Source organism: Bacillus sp. FSL M7-1020 (assembly GCF_038050415.1).
In the GTDB taxonomy this organism is placed as follows: domain Bacteria; phylum Bacillota; class Bacilli; order Bacillales; family Bacillaceae_G; genus Bacillus_A; species Bacillus_A toyonensis.
Genome location: NZ_JBBOTW010000001.1, coordinates 2,648,304 through 2,671,206, shown reverse-complemented (window position 1 = coordinate 2,671,206; position 22,903 = coordinate 2,648,304). Strand labels below are relative to the sequence as shown.

The following is a 22,903-nucleotide window of genomic DNA, read 5'->3' as shown; positions in this document are numbered from 1 at the left end:
ATTCTACAGTATTTATAAAAGAATATTGGCTATTCATAAGAAATATGATTGGCACAGTTTTTGCTTGTATTACATGTAAGGAAGGGAGGTTGTATGTAAGGAATCTGTACTCGTAATAGTATAAAACAAGCTACTATTGCATTATTGATCATAGTTGTATTTATAGCGGAACTGTAAATACATACAAATAAGTGTTTTTTTGATTTTAAAATTCAGAATTTTCTTTTAAATTATTAGGGGGCAATGATATGGTTAAATATTCGAAAATTTCTAAGTGGATTCTTGGTGTTGGATTAGTGACAATAACATGTAATGGTTTGCAAATTCAAGCAGAGACAAAAGAGAAAAATGTGAAGAAAGTATTACAAATGGAGCCGGTAGGAATACAGAAATCTGTTGATGAATTGGCGCATCCTTCAAAAGTACAAGAAAATGCATCTTTTACAAAACGGTTAAAATTAGCGGATTTATCGCAGCGTCCACTAGCACCAACCGATAATATTAAACCGTTAGCTGAAGAAAAAAAGTATTCGATGGCTGAGTTAAATCAATTAAATAACAAACAATTAACTGATCTTCTTGTGACAATTAAATGGTATCAAATTCCAGAATTATTTCAGTTTAATAGTGATAGTCTTAAATTCTATCAAGATGATAGTCGAATGCAAGCGATTATTAATAAACTAGCAGAACAAGGACAAGCTTATACGAAAGATGATTCAAAAGGGATTGAAACATTAGTAGAAGCTCTACGTGCAGCATTTTATTTAGGTTTTTACCATGATGAATTAAGCAAACTAAATGAGCGTAGCTACCATGATAAATGTTTACCGGCTTTAAAAACAATTGCAAAAAATCCAAATTTCAAACTTGGTACATCGGAACAAAATAAAGTTATTTCATCATATGGAAAATTAATTGGAAATGCATCGGCTGATGTTGAAACGGTTTTATATGCAGGTGAAATTTTTAAACAATATAACGATAATCTTGCAACTTTCATTGAAGACCGAACAAAAGGAGACGCAATATATGAGTTGATGAAGGGAATTGACTTTGATATTCAGACGGATATGTACACGACTGGAAAAGAGCCGAAAGATACGATGTGGTATCGAAATATCGATACCTTTATTAATGAAGTAAGTCGTTTCGCACTAATTGGTACTGTAACAGATAAAAATGGATGGTTAATTAATAACGGAATTTACTATGCTGGCCGATTGGGCAAGCTTCATAGTACGCCGACAAAAGGACAGCAAGTTGTTACAGACGCAATGCGAATTTATCCATATTTAGGAGAGCAATACTTTGTTGCGGCAGAACAAATTACTACAAATTACGGAGGAGTAGATGCGAACGGAAAAACAATAAATTTAGATCAAATTCGAGACGATGGTAAAAAGAAATATTTACCGAAAACATATACGTTTGATGATGGAGCAATTGTCTTTAAAGCTGGGGATAAGGTTAGTGAAGAGAAAATTAAGCGACTATACTGGGCAGCGAAAGAAGTACGTTCTCAATTTTATCGTACAGTTGGTAGCGATAAACCACTTGAAAATGGACATGCGGATGATGTGCTAACGATGGTTATTTATAATAGTCCAGATGAGTATCAATTTAATCGTCAACTGTACGGATATGAAACGAATAATGGTGGAATTTATATTGAAGGAACGGGAACTTTCTTTACATATGAACGTACACCAGAGCAAAGTATTTATAGTTTGGAAGAATTGTTCCGCCATGAATTTACACACTACTTACAAGGAAGGTACGAGGTTCAGGGATTATGGGGCCAAGGGGAAATGTATCAAAATGAACGTTTAACATGGTTTGAAGAAGGAAATGCAGAGTTCTTTGCAGGTTCAACGCGATTAAATAGTGTAGTACCGCGAAAAAGTATAATTGGTGGGTTATCTAATGATCCTGCAAAACGTTATACAGCATCACAAACATTAAATGCGAAATATGGAACGTGGGATTTTTATAACTATTCGTTTGCATTGCAATCATATATGTATAATAAACGTCCTGAAATGTTCGATAAAGTGCATGATTTAATTCGTGCAAATGATGTTTCAAGTTACGACGCATACCGTTCTGCATTAAGCAAAGATAATAACTTAAATGAAGAATATCAATCTTATATGCAAATGCTTATAGATAATCGCGATAAGTATACAATCCCACAAGTATCAGATGAGTACTTAGCGCAGCATGATCCAAAATCGCTTTCGGACATTACTTCAGATATTACGAATGAAGCGAAATTAAAAGATGTGAAAGTAACAAAGAATAAATCACAATTCTTTAATACATTTACACTACAGGGGACATATACTGGAAGTTCAGCAAAAGGAGAGATTGAGGATTGGAAAGTAATGAATGAAGCAACAGATGATATGTTGAAACGTATTTCAGGAAAAGAGTGGACTGGATATAAAACATTGACTGCTTATTTTATAAATTACCGTGTTAATCATGCTGGACAATTTGAATATGATGTTGTGTTTAGCGGAGTAAATACGGAAGAAGGTACGGCTGTAGAAAAAGAGCCGAATAATTCATTTGAAACAGCCAATCCACTATTTTTAAATACGTTATTAAGAGGAAACTTAAGTGATCAAGATCAGGGAGATAAATTTGTTATCGATGTAAAGGATCAAAAAGATTTACAGATTTCTGTTACGAACGAACAAAACATTGGACTAAACTGGGTATTATATTCTGAATCAGATCTAAACAATTACGTAACTTACGCAACAAAACGTGATGGAAACAAATTGCTTGGAAATTATAATGCGAAGCCAGGAAAATATTATTTAAGTGTATATAAATATGGCGGGGGAACAGGGAATTATACAGTGGAAGTAAAATAGTTTACTATAGCTAGTTTAAGAGACTGCTAGTTGTATTTTTTAGCGAAGTAAAGCATGTAATGTTAAATATTAAACTACTTTACATATACCCCGTTTTAATTTGAGAACGGGGGTATATGTATTTTTCATTTTTTTAATTTTCATAACTTCACTTGGTTTTGAAAAGAAAACAATGCATATAAATTTGAATTTCTGCCCGTAAACCATGTATGAATTCATCTTCTTAATGCTCTTTCATTTTAGCCTCAATGCTTGCTTTCAAATTAGTTGATACCTTATCGAAATACCCCATAACCAACTTTTTAATATCATCAGATCTACCTTTCAAATCATTAGCTAAATTTTCAGCAAGATATTCTTTTTCTATTGGCTTTAACTGCGTATAAAATTCACCAGCCTGCGTAAAGTCATCCTGTTTCGTTATAGGAGCTCTTTCAAGTTTACCTTCAACATACCTTCCATCACCGCTTGTTATTTGATTAGCAGGTGTCCAATTTTGCTGTTGGTTAATCGCTAATTTTCGAAATTCGGGTCCAATTCTTCTTCTTTGAGAATCGCTATAAATGTTAGCACGCCCTTGCAACATTTTATCATCAGATAGTTCTGCACCATCTAGTAAATTAGAAGGGGAGAAGGCGACTTTTTCTACTTGTTCCATATAATTTTCAGGGTTTTTATTTAATACCATTTTACCTACTGGTATAAGAGGGTACATCTTTTCATCCCATACTTTTGTATCATCTAGCGGATCATAAGAAAGATGTACTTCATCTTTTGGATCCATGAGCTGGACATATAAACCATACTCCACTGATTTACCAGCCTCAATTGCATCATATAAATCTTTCCCACTATAATCTGGATTTTCAGCAGCTAGTTTAGTAGCTTCCTTACTAGTAATGAATTGTACACCTTCAAAAGGATACCAATGATACTTTACGTACTTTCGATTGCCTTCAGCATTTATCCAAACGTATGTATTTACACTATGTCCTGGGATGTGACGAAGACTTTTTACCGTACCGACATTAGAGTATAAACGGACAACAAAATGAATGGATTCGGGTGCTTTAGCGACAAAATTCCAAAATCTATCCGGATCTATTAAGTTATTTTTAGGTGAAGGCAACAACGCTTTAATCGTTTCAGGGAAACGTATCGGATCACGAACGGAAAAGACAGGAATGTGATTACATAAAAGATCGAAAACGCCTTCTTTTGTATAAAATTTTGTGGAAAAGCCGCGTACATTTCTAGAAGTATCTGGTGTTCCTTTCGTACTAACAGCTAACGAAAACCGTACCATAACAGGAACTTTCTCATTAGAATGTTGTAAAAAACTTAGCTTTGTATGTTCAGACATCGGATAGATCGTTTGAAAATAACCGAATGCCCCAAAACCTTTTACATGAACAGGTCTTTCTACAATTTTTTCATGTATAAATTCTTGTAACGTTTCATGCAGTACACTATCTTGCTTGAGAACAGGTCCACGTGAACCGACTGTTTGAGAGTGAAGTGTAGCTTGTTCATTAAGTTCTCGATTTTGATTAAGGTCTTCTCCTAATAAGGGTTGCCTCTTTTTATTATATTTTTCATTCATCGATATAGCCTCCAAATTTTTTCTTCGATTGTTACTAAATATGATTCTATAGCCTTGATTATGTATTACATACAAAGTTCAAAGTAGTAACATACCGCTAGATGAAAAAAACGCATATAGAGTGGACCTGTTGAAATAGAAGAAATTATGGAAAAATGAATATCGGAAAGAGAAAACACACTATTAAAATTTTAATCTTAAAAATTAATTGATAAATAACTTTATAGATAATGGTCATTAAAAAAATAGTAAAAATAACTAGGAGGAAATGAACATGTCGGATTGGTTTCAATTAGATAAAGAATATATGATGCCTACGTATTGCCGTACGGAGGTTGCAATAGAAAGAGGAGAAGGTTGTCAACTGTATGATGTGAATGGAAAAGAGTATTTAGATATGTTTTCTGGCGTAGGAGTAAATGTATTAGGATACAATCATCCTAAAATTGTGCAAACGACAATGGAGCAAGTTACGAAATCGTTGCATCTTCCATTTCACTTTTTAAACCCAGTTGCGATTGAGTATGCAAAGAAATTAGTTGAGTACTCTTTAAAAAACGGCAAAGTATTTTTTACAAACTCTGGTACGGAAGCGACAGAAACAACGTTGAAATTAATTGATAAATATAGATCTATTACGAATGAAGAGCGAGAAGGTGTCGTTGTGCTCAAAGGTAGTTTCCACGGGCGAACGTTAGGGGCACTTCATTTTACGAGACAAGAAAATGTATATCAAAGTTTCCCTAAAACATCTATTCCTGTATACGAAGTAGAGCGTGAGAATATAGAGCAATTAGAAGAAACAATTTTAAATGAAAAGCCTATTGCAATTATGTTAGAGCCTGTATTAGGAAGTGGCGGGATATATCCTTTATCAAGGGAATATTTATATGGTGTTCAACATCTTTGTGATAAGTATAATGTGCTGCTTATCGTTGATGAAGTACAAAGTGGTATGGGTAGAACGGGGAAATTGTTCGCTTATCAAAATTCTAATATTACACCGGATATTATTCAAATTGGTAAAGGCGCAGGAGGAGGGATACCGCTAGGGGGAATTATTGTGGGTGAAAAGCTATGCGATGTATTTTCACCAGGAGATCATGGCACAACATTTGCTCATTCATCAATGGGAACAGCTTTAGGTTTAACGGTATTAAATACATTACTTGATGATGGGTTAATGCAAGAAGCTTATGAAACGTCACTATATTTGAATGATAAACTGCAAGACATTCAGAAAGAAAATTCTTATTATATTCAGGAAGTGCGTCATGCGGGGATGATGTTTGGGATAAGTGTGAATGACACGAATGAAAATGTGAAGAAATTACAGATTGAGTTAATGAATAAAGGAATGTTAGTCGATGTAACACAAGGGAATATTATTCGATTACTTCCGCCGTATATTATTACGAAAGAGGAAATTGACGCATTCACTTATGAGTTTATTTCCTGTGTTCATAGCATAGCAGCTACAGCAAGTATATAAAAAAATATAAAAAAATATAAAAAGCTGAAGAAGGCGCTATTTTAGCGCCTTCTTCAGCTTTTTAAAATAGTAAATTACTTAACATAGAGAGCATCTCATTGGACAAATAATTAATTATGTGAAACAATAATAACAGATAAGGAGACATTAATTTTCCTTAAGTGCTTCGAATTAATTTTATTCAATAAGAGAAGGTGTGCTTAAAGAAGTTAAATTAAACAAGGAGCTGTTTTATTATATGCATCAAAATACTGATTTAAATTTTGAACCTCAAGACGTTAATATTGTCAATCCTAAACAAGCCAGGAAAGCAGTGGTTGCTACTGGTATAGGGAATGCAATGGAGTGGTTTGACTTCGGATTATACGCGTATTTAGCGGTAATTTTAAGTCAATTATTCTTCTCAGGTGTTAATAATAGTGGTTTGCAGCTTGTGCTTACATTTGGTACATTTGCAGCGGCCTTTCTCGTTCGACCAATCGGAGGTGTATTCTTTGGTAGAATAGGAGATAAGTATGGCCGAAAAATCGTATTAAGTACTACTATTATTTTAATGGCACTTTCTACATTATTCATCGCATTACTACCAACCTATGAACAAATTGGTGTATGGGCACCAATACTACTTTTAGTTGCCCGAATGATTCAAGGCTTCTCTACAGGCGGCGAATATTCAGGAGCAATGGTTTATATCGCAGAATCTTCTCCAGATAAAAAGCGTGGTATACTCGGTAGTGGTCTTGAAATTGGAACACTCTCAGGTTACATTGCTGCTTCGGTAATTGTTACCATTTTAACGTTATTGTTAACAGATGAGCAAATGCTCAGCTGGGGCTGGCGTATTCCTTTCTTAATAGCTGCACCAATAGGCTTGGTCGGTTTATATTTACGCCGTCATTTAGATGAATCTCCCATCTTTGAAGAGATGGAAAAAGCACAAGAGGAATCTGAAGACAATGAACAATTTTCATTTATGGATATTATTAAATATCACAAAAAAGACTTCTTATTAAGCACAGTAATTGTCGCCTTCTTTAATATTACGAATTATATGATTCTTTCGTATATTCCTTCTTATTTAACTCAAGTACTTAAAGTCAAAGAAACAACTGGCTTATTAATTATTTCGATTACGATGGCACTTATGATTCCATTGGCACTTTATTTCGGTAAATTAAGTGATAAAATTGGTAATAAACGCGTCGTGCAAATTGGTTTACTTGGTTTAAGCGTATTTGCAATTCCAGCATTTTTACTAATAGGTAACGGACATATTGTAGCTATATTTGCAGGTATTTTCGTATTAGGTTTCTTCCTAAGTGTGTATGAAGGAACACTACCTTCGTTATTACCATCACTCTTTTTCACCGATGTACGTTATCGAGCACTCTCGATCTCCTTTAATATTTCTGTATCTATATTCGGTGGAACAACACCGCTCGTATGTTCATACTTAGTTCATGCAACCGGTAATCCGCTCGCACCAGCATTTTATTTAGCAGGTGTAAGTATAATTGGATTAGTCGTATTTAGTGTACTATTCGTTACAACATCAGGACGTGCGCTAAAAGGTTCATATCCTACAGTAGAATCGAAAAAAGAAGCACGCCAAATCGCTAAAGAGGATCCGGAAGAAACACTTTGGTGGCATGAAGAATCTTTAGAAATTGAAGCAGGAAAAAAAGCATAATTTGTGAAAAGCAACGTGGACTTTTACAAAAAGACTCCTAGTTTAAATGAAGTGCACCCCAATTGTTAGACACATAATTAACAATTGGAGGTGCACTTTTTATGGCTAAATTTTCTTCAAAAGATAAAATACAAGCAGTAAAACGATATCTAGAAGGTACAGAAGGCGGAAAAACCATTGCTAATTCTATAGGGGTTCATCCTAGAGAACTTTATCAATGGATTAAACGGTTTGAATTTTCAGGGGAAAAGGCGTTTGAAAAACGCTATACAACTTACTCTCTCGAGTATAAACTAGATGTAATTCATTATATGAATGAAAATGGGACATCTCTGAGAGAAACAGCTGCTTTTTTTAATATTCCTTCTTGCGAAACACTCCGAAAATGGAAAGTAGCTTATGAAACAGAAGGATTAGATGCCCTAAAATCAAAGAAAAAGGGGCGTCTAACCATGGCCAAAGAAAAAGCTAAGCTACAACATTTAAAACAAAACGAAGTATCTCTTGAAGGTTCTATAGAAGCGCTACAAGCAGAGAATGAACGTCTGCGTATGGAAAATGACTATTTAAAAAAGTTAAATGCCTTAGTTCAAAAGAAGAAAACATCACAGACCAAGACAAAGCGCAATTGATTTATGAATTAAGGCATAAATACAAGGTCGTTGACCTTGTGAAAGTCGCTAATATCGCTCGTAGTACGTATTATTACTGGATGAAACAAGCGAAACGTCCAGATAAATATAAGAAAGTTAAAGAATTAATTAAAGAGATCTTTAGTGAGAATTTTGGGAGGTATGGTTATCGTCGTATTACATTGGAATTACGTAATCGAGGCCATGCATTAAATCATAAAACCGTTCGACGTTTAATGAATATCCTGGGATTAAAATGTCTTGTTCGATTAAAAAAATATCGTTCATATAAAGGGACTGTCGGGAAATTCGCTCCTAATATTTTAAAACGTAATTTTCACGCATCAAAACCAAATGAAAAATGGGTAACAGATGTGACGGAGTTTCACTTACATGGTAAAAAACTATATCTATCACCCATTTTAGACTTATATAACGGAGAAATTATAGCTTACAATATAGAACATAGACCTGCCTATTCCCTTGTTTCTAAAATGTTAAATAAGGCGTTTCAACGTTTGAATGATAAGGAAACTCCTATTTTACACTCGGATCAAGGTTGGCATTATCAAATGCGACAATATCATCAGTCGCTTAAAAAACATAGCGTTATCCAAAGTATGTCCCGTAAGGGAAATTGCTTAGATAATGCAGTCATGGAAAATTTCTTTGGCTTATTAAAGTCTGAATTACTTTATCTTAAAGAGTTTGAAAGTATGGAACAATTTAAGCAAGAACTAGAAACTTATATTCATTACTACAATCACAAAAGAATTAAAACAAAACTAAAAGGATTGTCCCCTGTGCAATACAGAGTTCAATCCTTAGTAGCTGCTTAATATATTTGTCTAATTTTTGGGGTTCAGTTCATTAATAGGAGTCTTTTTGTATACATCATTTTCTCTTTTTCTTCAAACTCTTCTCATACGCATAAAGCTTATGAACCTCTTCCTTAAATTCATTCAGAAGTACAGTGTTTTCATCATTTGAATAACGTACTGCATTATACGCATCTATAATAATATCCCTCTGAATATGTATACCTTCATCATCATGAATTCTTTCTAACCACGCTTCAACTGTTTCTCCTCGTTCCCGGTTTAAAGTAGGGGATAATTTACTTTCAAGTTTGAAAATTTCTTTTCGAATTTCATTATGTGGTGGTTTATTTCGCTTCATTTGTTTTTGGCTCATACCTTCTTTATCAGTAATGATTGTAGATTCGAAGACTGGTATATTTGGTAAACTTAAATGTTTTCGATGTTTTATTATTTTCCAAACGATATAAATGGCGATGGTGGTACAGACTATTATGGTTATGCTATTTATAAGAGTTGGATCAAAAGGAAGTGGCTCCAGATCATCTTTAATAGTAGGATCTTTTAGATTCCCTTTATTCGACCAAAAATCATCTGTTTCTTTTAATGCAGCTGCCGAAAACAACGGATTGATAGCGTATCCGAATCCTAACGCAACTACTTGAACGATATAAGAAAAAACAAGACGAATATAAGGGAATACCGGAATAAGTAAAGCACTAATTGTTCCAATAGCAATAATAGAAGTGAAACGTAATAGCTGTTGATTACGATTTGAACCTGTTTGCCAAAATGTAATCATAATGTGTAAAACTAATAATAACAATTTCCATAACGGTGGAAAAGGGGCATGAAATATAGCTGAAAATACAAACCATAAAATACCGCTTAACGACTTTTGCACCGGATACCCAGGTCCAATTGCATGTACGATAAAGAAGAAAAGCGGTAACATAATTGTGCCAAAAAGAGAAAAAGGTAGGATGAAAGAACAACCGACTATTTGAGCAACTAACAGTATTACAAATCCTGTTGTTTTTTTCTTCATTAATTTATTAATAAGAAGTACTCCTACATAACCGGTCGCTAAAAATATAGCAATACCAACTATTTCATCTCTTTCCGTTAATAACGAAAGGAGAAGCAGCAGAATAAAGTCATTAACGTGATAGAGCCAAGTTTTCAACTGCTTCCACCATCCCTTCAATATTTATGAGAAATGTAGGTTGCGTTAGAAGAGGGAGCTCATTCTTCTGTATACCGATGTAAATCATCGTAGACGAGCGTTCTCTTTTTCTCGTCACATAGTGAAGAAATCCTTGTTTCGGAAGAAGCGTACTATCATCTGAAATACGCGCCAATTCCTCTAATGCCTTTCCGTAATGTGCTTGTCCTTCATTTAACGGTAAATGTAATGCACCGCCTTCTGCTAATACACTTATAAACAATTCAAACGGTATTTGATGCTTCGTTGCGTATTGGCAAATGTATGTTGCATATGAAATAAGTTCTTCTATGTTATCTCTCCAACCAAACCCGCGATTCGCTGCTAAAGAAAGACAAATCGTCCAGCTATAATTTTTTACGGGTTCATATTGCTTTGCTTGTAATTCCTGCATTTTAGCAGATGCTTTCCAATGAATAGAGCGGAATGATTCACGTTCATATCGTTTCACACCGATAATAGATGTTTCATCATTGTAAAAAGAAAAATTCGTTCGATATGAACCATTTAATAGTTGCTGAAGTTCTTGCAAACCTGCTACTTCTTTAGGAGAAGGGTACACAATAATTTCTGTCCTTAATTTATCAAAAACAGGTAAATGTACAGTCAATAGATGAAATGGATCTTTTAATACACATTCGAACTGTTCAATTTGAAACACACCACGCTTCGTTGCAGTTAATGTTAAATCCCATTTTTGCGCTGAATGTGCAGGTTGTGAAAATGGGAAAGAAAATAACGTCTTTGATATTTGTTCAATTCCTTGATCTTTATGCGGTATAAGAGATGAATGTAAATGAAAATAACAAACACCATTAACGAGTGGTATGCTTCCCCCGTTTTTCAAATGAATAAAAAACTGTCCAGATTCATCAGGAAATAGCCGAGTCGTTTGTTTCTCATTTATAACTTGAAACTTTTTCTCTATGAAAGCGACGTATTTATAAATGAAAATCGCAAATAAATAATAGAAGAAAAAGAGAAACATAAGCATGCGTTGCGGGAAAAAGAATGTGAAAAGTAACGCGACGGGCACAGTTAATTGAATAATATGAAGCTGAAAAAATAAAGGTACAGTTACAACGCGTTGACCATTCATGCTTGCTCAATCTCCACTGGTACATCAATCTCTTTTAAAATTCTTTGCATAATTTCATTCTTTGTCGTGCGTAATGCACCTTCCATTGATAAGACGATACGGTGATTCCAAACAGAAGGAACTAAAAATTGAATATCTTCAGGCGTACAATATTCTCTGCCACGTAAAAAGGCTAATGCTTGAACTGCGCGCACTAAAGCTAAAGTGGCACGTGGGCTTACACCGTTAGCAATGTAATCGTGATTTCGAGTAGCTTGCGCAAGTTTAATTATGTAATGTTCTAACGGTTCTGATACGAAAATTTCTTTTACTTGTTTCTGCGCTTCTAAAATGTCTTCTAAAGAGATAACAGATGTAACACTTTCTAATGGTGTATCGTTACGAAAACGTCGCATCATTTGTAACTCATCTTCTGGGGCCGGATAACCAATTGCAATTGTCATTAAAAAGCGATCGAGCTGTGCATCAGGAAGAGGGAAAGTTCCTTGTGATTCAATTGGATTTTGCGTCGCAATAACAAAGAACGGTTTCGGAAGAGGAGTAGACTGTTTTTCAAGCGTTACTTGTCGTTCTTCCATTGATTCTAACAAACTAGACTGTGTTCTCGGCATTGCACGGTTAATTTCATCTGCTAGTAAAATGTTCGTCATAACTGGTCCAAGTCTTAATTCGAATTCACTCGTTTTCGGATTGAAATATTCAATACCTGTTACATCACTCGGAAGTACATCAGGGGTAAATTGAACACGAGAGAAATTACCACCAATACTTTTTGAAATTGTTTTCGCCAGCAACGTTTTCCCGGTACCAGGCACGTCTTCAAGCAGTACATGTCCATCAGCAAGTAGAGAAACGAGTAGTAGATCAATAACATTTTCTTTACCAACAAACACACACCCTATATTTTCTTTTAATGTATGAATCATATGTATCATTCCTTTCATTATAAAAGAGTTAATGTTTCTATATTTTAACAAATTATTCTGAAAATAGGTATGATTTTTCAATTTAAAGAAATGGATATTTAATTATTAAATTATACTTGTATATTTTGGAATATGATTATGCAATATCGTTATACGATGTATCGTTAATCGATATATCATAAGACGATGTATCGGAGGTAGGTATAATGAATGCAAAAGCACAAAAATATATTCCGTTAACAGAGGCGACGTATTACATACTTTTGTCATTAGTGAAACCAATGCACGGATATGGAATTATGCAAATGGTGGAAGAGATGACAAAAGGGGAAGTAAGGCTCGGTCCTGGTACTTTATATGGGAATACGACGAAGTTACTAAAAGAGAAGTTAATTGTTGAAGTGGCCTCTACAGATAGAAAGAAGTGCTATGAGTTAACGCCGTTTGGAAGAGAAGTTTTAGAGCTAGAGTATAACAGGTTACAGAGATCTGTAAGAAATGGAAACAGTATATTAGGGGAGTGAATGGAAGATGGGGACAAAGAAGATATTCAAACCTTTCGCGGTATGGAGTTTAGAAAAAGAAGAAGACTTTTTAAGAAAAATGCATCAAAAAGGTTGGGCTTTACAAAAGTATAATGTAATGTATACGTTTAAGAAAACTGAGCCGAAAGATGTAGTATATAAAGCGGATTTTAGATTGGATTATAAAGATTCAAAAGAAAAGCAACAAGAAAATATTGATATATATGAAATGTGTGGATGGAAACATGTAACGAGTTTTGCAAAATGGAATTATTTTTGTAAAGAAGTAGAAGAAGAAAATGAGTTGCCTGATATATATTCAGAAAAGGATACGAGGATACAAAAACTAAATGAGTTATTACTATTCTTTGTAATTGTGTTTGTAACGATAATGCCAACGTTTTACTTATGTTTTCTTGGACCATCAGAATCTAGAATTCCTTATATATTTAAAGGTATGGTAGGGTTTATAGGTTGTATGTATTTATATATATTTATTAATATAACTTGGAAGATTAAACAGTTGAAAAAGGAAATATTGTAACAAAGAGTGGAATTATTAAAGAAGGGGGATATGGGAATTATCTTCTTTAATTCTTATATATTTTTTATTTTTGTTCGCTATTTTTTACACAATAAAAATATGTGTATTCAAGGTATAGAACGAACAATTGTAGATGGAGATATCCCGTAACAATACCTAAAAAATCATAAATAAGGAACTACTGATTAACAATATTTTATCCCGCATTAACGGGCAGTAAGACCCCCACCTCAAAATTCAGCGAAAGCAAAAAAGTTAGGTGGGGGATCAACTACCCGTAAAATCCCGATTGGTGAAGGCTAATAATCAGTGGGGGATGAACAAAACCTCCACTGATTAAAGTTTCACTTTATGAGAAAGACTGATTTTGAGCAGGTTTAATAAATTGTTCAGGGTTTTCAACAAGTCCGCATACAGCGCATTGGACTCGGTATGTAGGTCCTTGATAAGCCATATGAAAAGCATTCATCGTTTCATTAGTATACTCTTCTTCTACTTGACCAGTTTGAGGATTTAACTTTACTGGTTTTACTTGTTGCTCAAGAATGTTAAAGCGAGTACGATTTGTTTTACAGCTTGGACAAAGCATTGGTTCCATATGTATACACCTCCATTTGTAGCATTTCTTAAACAGTATAATTTTATGCAAGTAAAAAAACTTTCTCAATATAAATAGGTGTTTAAAGTATTTAAAATTCAGAAAAAATAAAATATAATAAAAGTACGAACTGGTTATGTCCAAACCAAATCTCCTGTTTTATGCCAATAAGCTGGGAGGCCGAGAAATCGGCCTCATTTTTTTATGTTCATTTGTAGGAAGAACAAGGTTTTTTTGTAGTTTTTGTCGAATTTTTAGGGATGAATACAAAAGGGGGATGTAACATGAATTTAAAAATGAAATACATCATTTTATATGTAGAAAAGTTTGAAGAATGTTTAAGATTCTATAAAGATACTTTACAGTTACCTATAAAAGCTGAGCATGGTACATATATTGAATTTAATACTGGATCTACAATATTAGCGATGAATACACGAGAAGACGTGAAAGAATTAACAGGACTACCGCTTACAGAAGGTGAATTACAATCTTCTCACTTCGAATTAGGATTCGTAGTTGAGAATGTACAAGAAACAATTGAGCAATTCAGAGAGCAAGGTATTAAAGTTTTAGTAGAACCAATTGTGAAACCATGGGGACAAACAATTGCCTACATTGCTGATCCAGATGGAAATTATATTGAAATTTGCAGTTCATTAGAATAGAGGGAGAAAAAGAGATGGAATTTCCGAAACTAGAAACAGAACGTTTACTTTTAAGAGAACTTACACTATTAGATGCAGAAATGATGTTCTAATATTTTTCGAAAGAATCTGTTATACGATATTTCGGAATGGATTCTTTCGAAAATATTGAGCAAGCGAAAACAACGATTCAAACGTTTAAAAATCGTTATGAAGAAGGCAATGTGTTTCGCTGGGGAATAGAGAAAAAAGGGACGGACCAATTAATCGGAACGTGCGGATTTCATTTAATTAACAATCATCATAAACGAGCTGAAATTGGTTATGAATTAGATGATATATATTGGGGAAAGGGATATGCATCCGAAGCATTACAAGCCATCTTAACTTACGGATTTGAAAAGCTGCAACTTATAAGAATCGCAGCTGTCGTATATGTAGAAAATAAGGCATCTCAAAAATTGCTAAAAAAAGCAGGGTTTCAAGAAGAGGGATTACTTCGAAAACATATGATTCAAAATGGAGTTGCTCATGATACCATTTTATTTTCTTTATTAAAAGAAGAGTGGAAGAAGCAATGAGTACGAGTGAAATTATAAGTATAATGAAGAAACATAAAGAAAACCGATTCATTATCGGAATAGATGGTTTAAGTCGTTCAGGAAAAACAACATTCGCAACAAAATTAAAAGAAAATATGAAACAAGAAGGCATTCCGTTTCATATTTTCCATATTGATGATCATATAGTGGAGCGTAATAAACGATATCAAACAGGATATGAAGAATGGTATGAGTACTATCATTTACAGTGGGATATTGCATACTTGCGGCAGAAATTTTTTCAAAAGTTACAACATGAAACGAAATTGAAATTGCCTTTCTATTATGATGATACAGATTCATGTGAAATGAAAAAAGTCCAGATCCCTATTGTAGGTGTAATTGTAATTGAAGGAGTTTTTCTACAGCGAAAAGAATGGAGAGATTTCTTTCATTATATGGTGTATTTGGACTGTCCAAGGGAAACAAGGTTTCAGCGTGAAAGCGAAGAGACACAAAAGAAACTTTCAAAGTTTCAAAACAGGTATTGGAAAGCAGAGGAGTATTATTTAGAAATGGAATTGCCGAAGGATAGGGCGGATTTAGTCATACAATGATTCGAAAATAGAAGGGTGAATACAATGAATATTTTGTGGGATTTTGATGGGACGTTATTTGATACGTATCCTGCATATACGAAGATGCTTTCTGAAATATTAGGTGATACAGTAGATGAACAAGAAATATACAAAAACTTGAAAATATCATATTCTCACGCAATTCATTATTATAATATTTCATGTGAGCAGGAAGAAAAGATTAAAATTTTGAAGAAGAAATTTACTCCAAAAGATATGAAGCCTTTTGCTGGTGTCGAAAAGGTTTTGAAATTTGCAGATAAAAATGTAATCATGACCCATAAACATAAAGCAGGGGTTATGGAAATTTTAAAATATTACGGATGGGATAAATACTTCGTCGATATGGTTACAATTGACGATGGTTTCCCTCGAAAACCGAATTCTTTAGCGTATGATCATTTACATAGGAAGTACAATATTGATTTAGCTATTGGAGATAGAGAGTTAGATTTATTACCTGCAAAGGAATTAGGTATTTCAACATGCATGTTTCAAGGGATTTGTGATGTAGCGGATTATTCTTTGGCACATTACTCGGAATTTTTTAAGGTAGTGGTTGATAGAGAGGTTTCTTTATAAATGGTTTGAAAATAACCTTTACTTTTCATACAAAAAGTAGAGGTTATTTTATATGTAGTAGGTCAATTATTTTGGGAAGCTTTTTCAAGAGCTTTATTAGTTTCTTTAAAAGGATTGGCTTTACAGGTTATATATGGTACACCTGCATATATATTAGTAGAAGAAAATTTACTTTCGTTAGTTTCAAATTAAAATAAGATTTTTAATAATGGAGAGGGGTTAAAATATGGACTTTCAAAAAATGTTTAAAAAATATCGAGACGACCATCAACATCCAATGAATAAATTTTTTCACTTTATTGGTATTCCTACAATTATCATTTCTATATTCATTTTATTCGTGAATTGGAAATTAGGGCTATCATTATTTATATTAGGATGGATTTTTCAATTTGTAGGTCATGCAATTGAAGGTAAGAAGCCGACTTTCTTATCAAACCCAGCATATTTGGTAGTAGGTCCAATATATTTTTTAAAAAAAGTATTAAAAAGAAATTAACTCAATAAAAGTGCTATAGGCGGTAAAATAAAACCAAATTATAGTTATTCGTGCTAGTATGAAATCATAGCTATACAGAAGGGGTGGGTTATGATGAAAACCGAAATAGTCCTCAAAAAGAAGTACAGTATAATAAGCTATATATCTTTATTTATTGGAATTTTGTGTTTTTTATTCGTTTTTATAACTCCAACGAGGATAGCGAATGCGGGTAATATAGTGGGAGATTATATTACTATTGCTCTTACAGGCGTAGGTATCATACTTTCAATAATTATAATGACGAAAAAAACAGAGAAGAAGGGGATAGGTATTCTTTCATTCATACTGTCCTCATCATTTTTTATATTTTGGATCATCACGATTATCTTATTGTTTACTGGTCAAATTAATTTCGCACCGTAATATGCAATAAAAAGAGTCCTTCATGTGAGAAGGACTCTTTTTATTCGGTATCTTCAGGTTGATATTCTAAAATATCCCCTGGTTGGCATTCTAATGCTTTACAAATTGCTTCTAAAGTTGAAAATCGAATCGCTTTTGCTTTTCCGTTTTTCAAAATAGAAAGGTTAGCCATTGTAATTCCAACCTTCTCCGAAAGCTCTGTTACACTCATTTTTCTTTTCGCTAACATTACATCAATATTAATTATTATTGCCATATTATTCACCTCAGACCGTTAAATCATTTTCTGATTTTATATTAATAGCATCTTTTAATAGTCTTTGGAGAACGGCAGCAAAGACAGCGATAACCAATGAAGCAAAAATCATAATCATTCCAATAATAATAATGCCCGGGGCGTCATCTCTCTCTGCCACGAGATAGAAAAGTGGCATGCCTAATACATATAATACACTAATTGTTAATGCACTGTTCTTAATATTTTTTAACGCTTTTACAGACAATTTTGAGAATGCGTTGTTTTTGTCAATATAGTTTAACAGCTTAAACGTTTGGTACAGTGCGAAATAGTAAGGTATTGCTGTTGCGTATAAGTTGATAAATACAAGATATTTAATATATGCAATATCAGGATATAATTCTGCAGCGAAATTCCCTATTTTAGGAACTAAAAAAATGCACATAGCAAGAACAGGAATTCCCATAAGAATAACAGCCGTCTTTAAAAAGAGTGTTGATCCTTGTTTCATAAAAAGCACCTCATTTAATTATTATCTATATAATTTAACATGTAATTTATTGTTTAACAATAAATTTTTATTTCATTTAATCGTGTTTTTATTGATAAACAAATTTTTATATGATGAAGAGAATGATGACACTTTAATAGTAGAGAATTTAGGGCTGTGACATATAACATTATTTAATTAATGAACGAAAGTGACGGTAATTGTTGTTAGCTTTATGACAATAGGGAACTAATAAAAAAGAACATATATAAGTTTGTATAAACGTAATGGAAAATTGGATCTTGTATATAAAAGAATGTGAAGTTTATGGAGGAACAAAAATGATGAAATTGAGTAAAAAAGTGAAGGGGATATTATTAGTATCAACTGTAACATTAAGTGTATTAAGTACTGAAAGCATGATGAATTATCAGGCGGCCGAAGCTAAGGTGAAACAAGTAGAACATCAACCAAAAAATATAATTATGATGGTTATGGATGGAACGAGCTCTTCAGCAACAACGTTAGCTCGCTTGTATAAAGGGGCACCGCTTGCATTAGATGAAATCATAACGGGAGGTGTTCGCACATATTCAGCAGAATCCGCTATTACAGACTCAGCCCCAGCAGCTACAGCTTTAGCAACAGGGAATAAATCAAATTCAGGATATGTAGGTGTATTGCCATCAATTGTGAATTCACCTAGCTTAAAACCAATTAAAGAAGAGGAGAAGCTGCGGCCAGTTGCGAACGTTCTAGAAGGTGCAAAGCGCTCTGGTCGCGCAACTGGAATTGTTGCTACATCTGAAATTCAACATGCTACTCCTGCTGGGTTCTCTGCCCATCATGCTAACCGCAAGCATTTTGACATAATTGCGAAGCAGCAAGTGTATCAAAATATAGATGTCGTATTAGGCGGGGGAAAAGCAGCACTACAGCCTGTGAAAAGAAATGGAATCCGTAAAGATGGTGAAGATTTAGTTAAAGTGATTCAAGATAAAGGATACGACTTAGTTGAAACAAAAGATGCATTATTGAACTCTAAATCTGATAAAATTTGGGGCTCTTTCTCACATAATGCCCTTGCGTTCGATATGGATCGTGAAGTAACAAATCCAGAGCAACCAACACTTTCTCAAATGACGGAAAAAGCAATTCAAACATTATCAAAAGATAAAGATGGCTTCTTTTTATTTGTAGAAGGAAGTAAGCCAGATTGGGCAGCCCATGCGAATGATCCAATTGGGATTATTAGTGATGTATTGGCATTTGATAATGCGGTTGCAGAAGCATTAAAATTTGCGAAGAAAGACGGTAATACGATGCTCATTGCTGTAGCTGACCATGGCAACAGTGGTATCTCTATTGGCAATATGAATACGACAAAGGGATATAATACTACACCTGTATCTGCATACATTGCCCCATTGAAAAAGGCGAAAATGACACTTGAAGGGACTACAAATAAACTGAAATCTGATTTATCAAATGTAGAAGGTGTAGCTAAACTATACGGTTTGGACAATCTAACTCATGATGAAAAAGAAAAGTTAAAAGCGGCAAAAAAGAAAATGGATGTAGGTCGAATCCTTACTACGTTATTGGCTAATCGTGCAAATATTGGCTTTACGACAGGAGGACATACAGGTGAGGATGTATTCTTATACTCTTATGGACCACAAAAACCAGAAGGCTTAATCCAAAATATAGACATTGCGAAGACGATGGCGAAAGCAATGGGCTTTAACTTAGAAGAAGTAACAAATAAAATATTTTTAGAGAGTGAACAAGCCTTTAAGAGAATTGGTGCCACTGTATCAATCGACAAAACCGATGTAGCAAACCCAGTGCTCGTAGTAAATCATAATAAAGTGGAAGCTCAATTAAGTGTTAATAAAAATATAATTCGTATTAATGATAAAGAGTATGAATTAGAAAGTATTATTGTAGAGAGTAATGGGAAGTTCTATGTACCGGAAGAAGCAATTCAATTATTTGTAAAGCATTCTCGTTAAAAAATTGCCAACTAGTTAACCTTGCTAAGCTAACTGGTTGGCAATTTTTTGTGTTTTGTCCTGTAAATAGTGATGTTTGGATTCTGCCGCAAAGTTTTCCAGAAGAGACTTATAAAAACAAGAAAGGAAAAAAATGCTTCTCTTAAAATAAAGAAGTTCGTTTGTAGAATAGAGAATTGATACATATAGTAAAGTTTTAATAAGTAATGTATGATCACTCAATATTTACAGAAAATATATTAATACTTTAGAATTCCTTTAATTTTCATTATTATTTGTTTAAAATTATCCGTTATATTTATAATGTGTTTATTTCAATTTATCGTATTGCGACGCAGTTTCACACAATTATAAAGAAATCCAAAAAATAAAATCTTCACTAGAGTACATTTACTCTTTATTTATTGAAAAAAATGATTATGCAACTAAGAAAAGTGCAATTTATTGAAATAGAGGTATATTAGAATTTATTTGAAGAAAAAGAGAATGCACCAATTAGTATTTCAATGCTGTGCAGGTGAATATGGAAACCAATTGTCGGGGTAATAACGGAAATGGCAGCATATGAAAGAGAGAGGGAATAAAATGAATATAGTGAAATTACGTCCTAAGCAGCGGTCTAAGTATCGCATTATAGTAGGGACATGGTATTACTCTACAAAGAGGTACATTCAGTGGTTAGTAGACGGAAAAACATATGCAAAAAGGTTCCAACAAGAACAGCTGCCATGTACAGCAATTCAGCACCGAACAATACTACTTCGGAAGCTCAAGGATGTAGATATGTGGTATCAAAACAATAAGGTTGTTAATTTAAAAATTGCTATTAAAAAAATTAATGGTATCGTCATTAGACCGGGAGAAACATTTTCTTACTGGCGTTTAATAGGTAAGCCTACGAGGAAAAAAGGGTATGTAGAAGGTATGGTTTTACACTACGGATCTTTTCAAACAGGTATTGGAGGAGGCCTTTGTCAGCTTTCAAATTTAATATATTGGATGACTTTACATACACCGCTGACAGTAACGGAGCGATATCGTCATAGCTTTGATGTCTTTCCTGATTCCAGGCGAACGCAGCCGTTTGGAAGTGGAGCGACGTGCTTTTATAATTATTTGGATTTGCAAATTAAAAATGACACGGATCAACCATATCAACTTCACCTTTATATGACAGAGAAATATTTAGTTGGTGAATGGAGAACAATGTATCCGCAACTTTATCAATATGAAGTTTATGAAAAAGAACACGCCATTCAGCCTGCATACTGGGGTGGTTATATACGACATAATGTGATTCAACGCAGAGTATATAATCAACAGAAGCAGTTTATAGAAGATCAATATGTAACGGAGAATCACGCTATAATGATGTACGAACCATTTTTAGTTTGTAAAAATGAAAATAGTGAGTAATATGGTAAACGCATAGATTATATAGTATAGCATGTATGTAATTCTTATTTTTATCAAAAAAGTATAAATCCTAAATTTACTTGGTTTTCATTGGAATGAAAATAAGAAACACAGATGTGAAAAAGCACTGTGTTTTTTTTATGTATTTATTGGAAAAAAACTCGAATTCTCGGCACAAATGCTCCCTCTTTCTTATTATAGAAGCTATTTTGGACGTAAGAAATTTGTAAGAAATGAGTAAGAAAAAAGAGATTTTCATTGTATAAAATATTTATTATATCTACACATAACACCTGATACTAATAGTATGCTATAATATGAATTAGCAACATACAGGAAAGGAATTAGAAAAATGACCTTACAAAATACTAAAAATTTAAAAAAACAAGTTGCTCCTTTTGAAAAATCAACGATTAAAAAAAGTGTTTGGCAACTTATCAACACAATAGTTCCATTTATTATTTTATGGTACCTTGCTTATAAAAGTTTGTCAGTTTCTTATTGGTTAACATTAGTTCCATCTCTGTTAGCCGCTGGATTTATGACACGAATTTTCATTATTTTTCATGATTGCACCCATTATTCCTTTTTTAAAAGTCGACGTGCAAATAGAATAGTTGGAACATGTATGGGTGTTTTAACTTTATTCCCATTTGATCAATGGGGGCATGAGCATTCTATTCACCACGCTACGAGTGGTAATTTGGATAAGAGGGGTACAGGGGATATTTGGACGCTTACAGTTGATGAATATGTAGCTGCACCATTTAGACTTCGTTTAGCATATCGTTTATATCGCAATCCATTCGTTATGTTTGGATTAGGTCCGATTTATGTTTTCTTGCTTAAAAATAGATTTAACCGAAAAGGTGCAAGACAGAAAGAACGTATGAATACTTATTTGACGAATATATTAATCGTTGCTTTAATAGGGGTACTTTGCTGGGCAATCGGATGGCAATCGTTCCTTTTCGTACATGGTACTATATTCTTAATAGCAGGCTCAATAGGTATTTGGCTGTTTTACGTACAGCACACATTTGAGGATTCTTATTTTGAAGAGGATAAAGATTGGGAATATGTGAAAGCGGCAGTGGAAGGAAGTTCTTTTTATAAGCTTCCAAAAATTTTGCAATTCTTAACTGGTAATATTGGATTCCATCATGTTCACCATTTAAGCCCAAGAGTACCTAACTATAAACTAGAAGAGGCACATAATAATACGCTTCCGTTAAAAAATGTACCAACGATTACGCTTGCTACAAGCTTACAATCACTACGTTTCCGTCTTTGGGATGAGAAAAGTAACAATTTTGTTAGCTTTAAAGATGTCAAAAATATAATTAAAAATAATGTTTCTGTTCGAGTGAAATCTGAACTATAACTTCATCGCAT

The 22,903-nt window shown here is 33.6% G+C and carries 21 protein-coding genes and 1 pseudogene; 15 read left to right on the top strand and 7 right to left on the bottom strand.

What is annotated here, in order from left to right:
* The first annotated feature begins 248 nt into the window (after window positions 1-248).
* Window positions 249-2,885 (top strand): collagenase ColA, encoded by a 2,637-nt coding sequence (gene colA, locus MHB70_RS13610; protein WP_061530487.1) that lies wholly within the window; start codon window positions 249-251, stop codon window positions 2,883-2,885.
* 223 nt (window positions 2,886-3,108) lie between these two features.
* Here the strand turns inward: colA and MHB70_RS13605 are convergent, their stop codons facing one another.
* A complete protein-coding gene (locus MHB70_RS13605; protein WP_001003629.1) occupies window positions 3,109-4,488 on the bottom strand; it encodes a catalase in 1,380 nt (459 codons plus the stop codon).
* Between the two features lie 274 nt (window positions 4,489-4,762).
* Between MHB70_RS13605 and MHB70_RS13600 the strand changes: the two genes are divergently transcribed.
* The 3 genes from MHB70_RS13600 (at window position 4,763) to MHB70_RS13590 (ending at window position 9,141) form a co-directional block, all read left to right on the top strand.
* Complete coding sequence (locus tag MHB70_RS13600; RefSeq protein ID WP_001286450.1) at window positions 4,763-5,980, top strand: aspartate aminotransferase family protein; 1,218 nt, start codon at window positions 4,763-4,765, stop codon at window positions 5,978-5,980.
* 238 nt (window positions 5,981-6,218) lie between these two features.
* Window positions 6,219-7,670 (top strand): MFS transporter, encoded by a 1,452-nt coding sequence (locus MHB70_RS13595; protein ID WP_016514010.1) that lies wholly within the window; start codon window positions 6,219-6,221, stop codon window positions 7,668-7,670.
* 101 nt (window positions 7,671-7,771) lie between these two features.
* A protein-coding gene (locus MHB70_RS13590; protein ID WP_087963639.1) for an IS3-like element ISBth167 family transposase occupies window positions 7,772-9,141 on the top strand; the annotation gives its coding sequence in 2 pieces (ribosomal slippage) (window positions 7,772-8,237 and window positions 8,237-9,141; 1,371 coding nt in all).
* A gap of 55 nt (window positions 9,142-9,196) precedes the next feature.
* Here MHB70_RS13590 and MHB70_RS13585 read toward each other — a convergent pair.
* From MHB70_RS13585 to MHB70_RS13575, 3 genes are read right to left on the bottom strand one after another with little or no spacing between them, the layout of a single operon-like run.
* A complete protein-coding gene (locus MHB70_RS13585) occupies window positions 9,197-10,306 on the bottom strand; it encodes a DUF4018 domain-containing protein (protein ID WP_000860516.1) in 1,110 nt (369 codons plus the stop codon).
* The gene (locus tag MHB70_RS13580; RefSeq protein ID WP_001014408.1) at window positions 10,281-11,444 is read right to left on the bottom strand and encodes a DUF58 domain-containing protein; all 1,164 of its coding nucleotides are present in this window, start codon (window positions 11,442-11,444) and stop codon (window positions 10,281-10,283) included. The genes MHB70_RS13585 and MHB70_RS13580 overlap by 26 nt, the downstream gene beginning before the upstream one ends.
* Window positions 11,441-12,388, bottom strand: coding sequence for an AAA family ATPase (locus MHB70_RS13575; RefSeq protein WP_170960690.1), 948 nt, complete (start codon window positions 12,386-12,388; stop codon window positions 11,441-11,443). Before MHB70_RS13575 ends, MHB70_RS13580 begins: the two co-directional genes overlap by 4 nt.
* A 188-nt stretch (window positions 12,389-12,576) precedes the next feature.
* Here MHB70_RS13575 and MHB70_RS13570 point away from each other — a divergent pair, with 188 nt between their 5' ends.
* Together MHB70_RS13570 and MHB70_RS13565 are read left to right on the top strand one after the other, a co-directional pair.
* Window positions 12,577-12,894 carry a PadR family transcriptional regulator gene (locus MHB70_RS13570; RefSeq protein WP_000991888.1) on the top strand — a complete coding sequence of 106 codons (318 nt, stop codon included), beginning with the start codon at window positions 12,577-12,579 and terminating at the stop codon, window positions 12,892-12,894.
* Between the two features lie 7 nt (window positions 12,895-12,901).
* Entirely contained in the window at window positions 12,902-13,438 is a 537-nt protein-coding gene (locus tag MHB70_RS13565) for a DUF2812 domain-containing protein (RefSeq protein WP_000536846.1), read from the top strand.
* Between the two features lie 349 nt (window positions 13,439-13,787).
* On the opposite strand, the gene MHB70_RS13560 is transcribed toward MHB70_RS13565, so the two are convergent.
* Window positions 13,788-14,036 carry a hypothetical protein gene (locus tag MHB70_RS13560; RefSeq protein WP_000433610.1) on the bottom strand — a complete coding sequence of 83 codons (249 nt, stop codon included), beginning with the start codon at window positions 14,034-14,036 and terminating at the stop codon, window positions 13,788-13,790.
* A gap of 284 nt (window positions 14,037-14,320) precedes the next feature.
* Between MHB70_RS13560 and MHB70_RS13555 the strand changes: the two genes are divergently transcribed.
* From MHB70_RS13555 to MHB70_RS13530, 6 genes and pseudogenes are all read left to right on the top strand, one after another.
* Window positions 14,321-14,704, top strand: a complete 384-nt coding sequence (locus tag MHB70_RS13555) for a VOC family protein (protein WP_001049858.1) — start codon at window positions 14,321-14,323, stop codon at window positions 14,702-14,704.
* Between the two features lie 14 nt (window positions 14,705-14,718).
* Window positions 14,719-15,264, top strand: a pseudogene (locus MHB70_RS13550) (GNAT family N-acetyltransferase).
* On the top strand, window positions 15,261-15,842 hold the full coding sequence (locus MHB70_RS13545; protein WP_000107735.1) for a kinase: 582 nt from the start codon (window positions 15,261-15,263) through the stop codon (window positions 15,840-15,842). Before MHB70_RS13550 ends, MHB70_RS13545 begins: the two are co-directional and overlap by 4 nt.
* Window positions 15,843-15,866: 24 nt before the next feature.
* Complete coding sequence (locus tag MHB70_RS13540; protein ID WP_001024225.1) at window positions 15,867-16,445, top strand: HAD-IA family hydrolase; 579 nt, start codon at window positions 15,867-15,869, stop codon at window positions 16,443-16,445.
* Window positions 16,446-16,671: 226 nt separating this feature from the next.
* A complete protein-coding gene (locus MHB70_RS13535) occupies window positions 16,672-16,944 on the top strand; it encodes an Mpo1-like protein (protein ID WP_000347330.1) in 273 nt (90 codons plus the stop codon).
* Between the two features lie 93 nt (window positions 16,945-17,037).
* Window positions 17,038-17,349 carry a hypothetical protein gene (locus MHB70_RS13530; RefSeq protein WP_000845544.1) on the top strand — a complete coding sequence of 104 codons (312 nt, stop codon included), beginning with the start codon at window positions 17,038-17,040 and terminating at the stop codon, window positions 17,347-17,349.
* Between the two features lie 40 nt (window positions 17,350-17,389).
* Here MHB70_RS13530 and MHB70_RS13525 read toward each other — a convergent pair whose 3' ends face one another.
* Entirely contained in the window at window positions 17,390-17,605 is a 216-nt protein-coding gene (locus tag MHB70_RS13525; protein WP_000974611.1) for a helix-turn-helix domain-containing protein, read from the bottom strand.
* A 10-nt stretch (window positions 17,606-17,615) separates the two neighbouring features.
* Window positions 17,616-18,098 (bottom strand): DUF2975 domain-containing protein, encoded by a 483-nt coding sequence (locus tag MHB70_RS13520; protein ID WP_000809100.1) that lies wholly within the window; start codon window positions 18,096-18,098, stop codon window positions 17,616-17,618.
* Between the two features lie 320 nt (window positions 18,099-18,418).
* Here MHB70_RS13520 and MHB70_RS13515 point away from each other — a divergent pair, with 320 nt between their 5' ends.
* From MHB70_RS13515 to MHB70_RS13505, 3 genes are all read left to right on the top strand, one after another.
* A complete protein-coding gene (locus MHB70_RS13515; RefSeq protein ID WP_000977075.1) occupies window positions 18,419-20,092 on the top strand; it encodes an alkaline phosphatase in 1,674 nt (557 codons plus the stop codon).
* 585 nt (window positions 20,093-20,677) lie between these two features.
* Entirely contained in the window at window positions 20,678-21,508 is an 831-nt protein-coding gene (locus MHB70_RS13510) for a VanW family protein (RefSeq protein WP_001028384.1), read from the top strand.
* A 352-nt stretch (window positions 21,509-21,860) separates the two neighbouring features.
* A complete protein-coding gene (locus MHB70_RS13505) occupies window positions 21,861-22,892 on the top strand; it encodes a fatty acid desaturase (protein WP_000174972.1) in 1,032 nt (343 codons plus the stop codon).
* Window positions 22,893-22,903 lie beyond the last annotated feature (11 nt).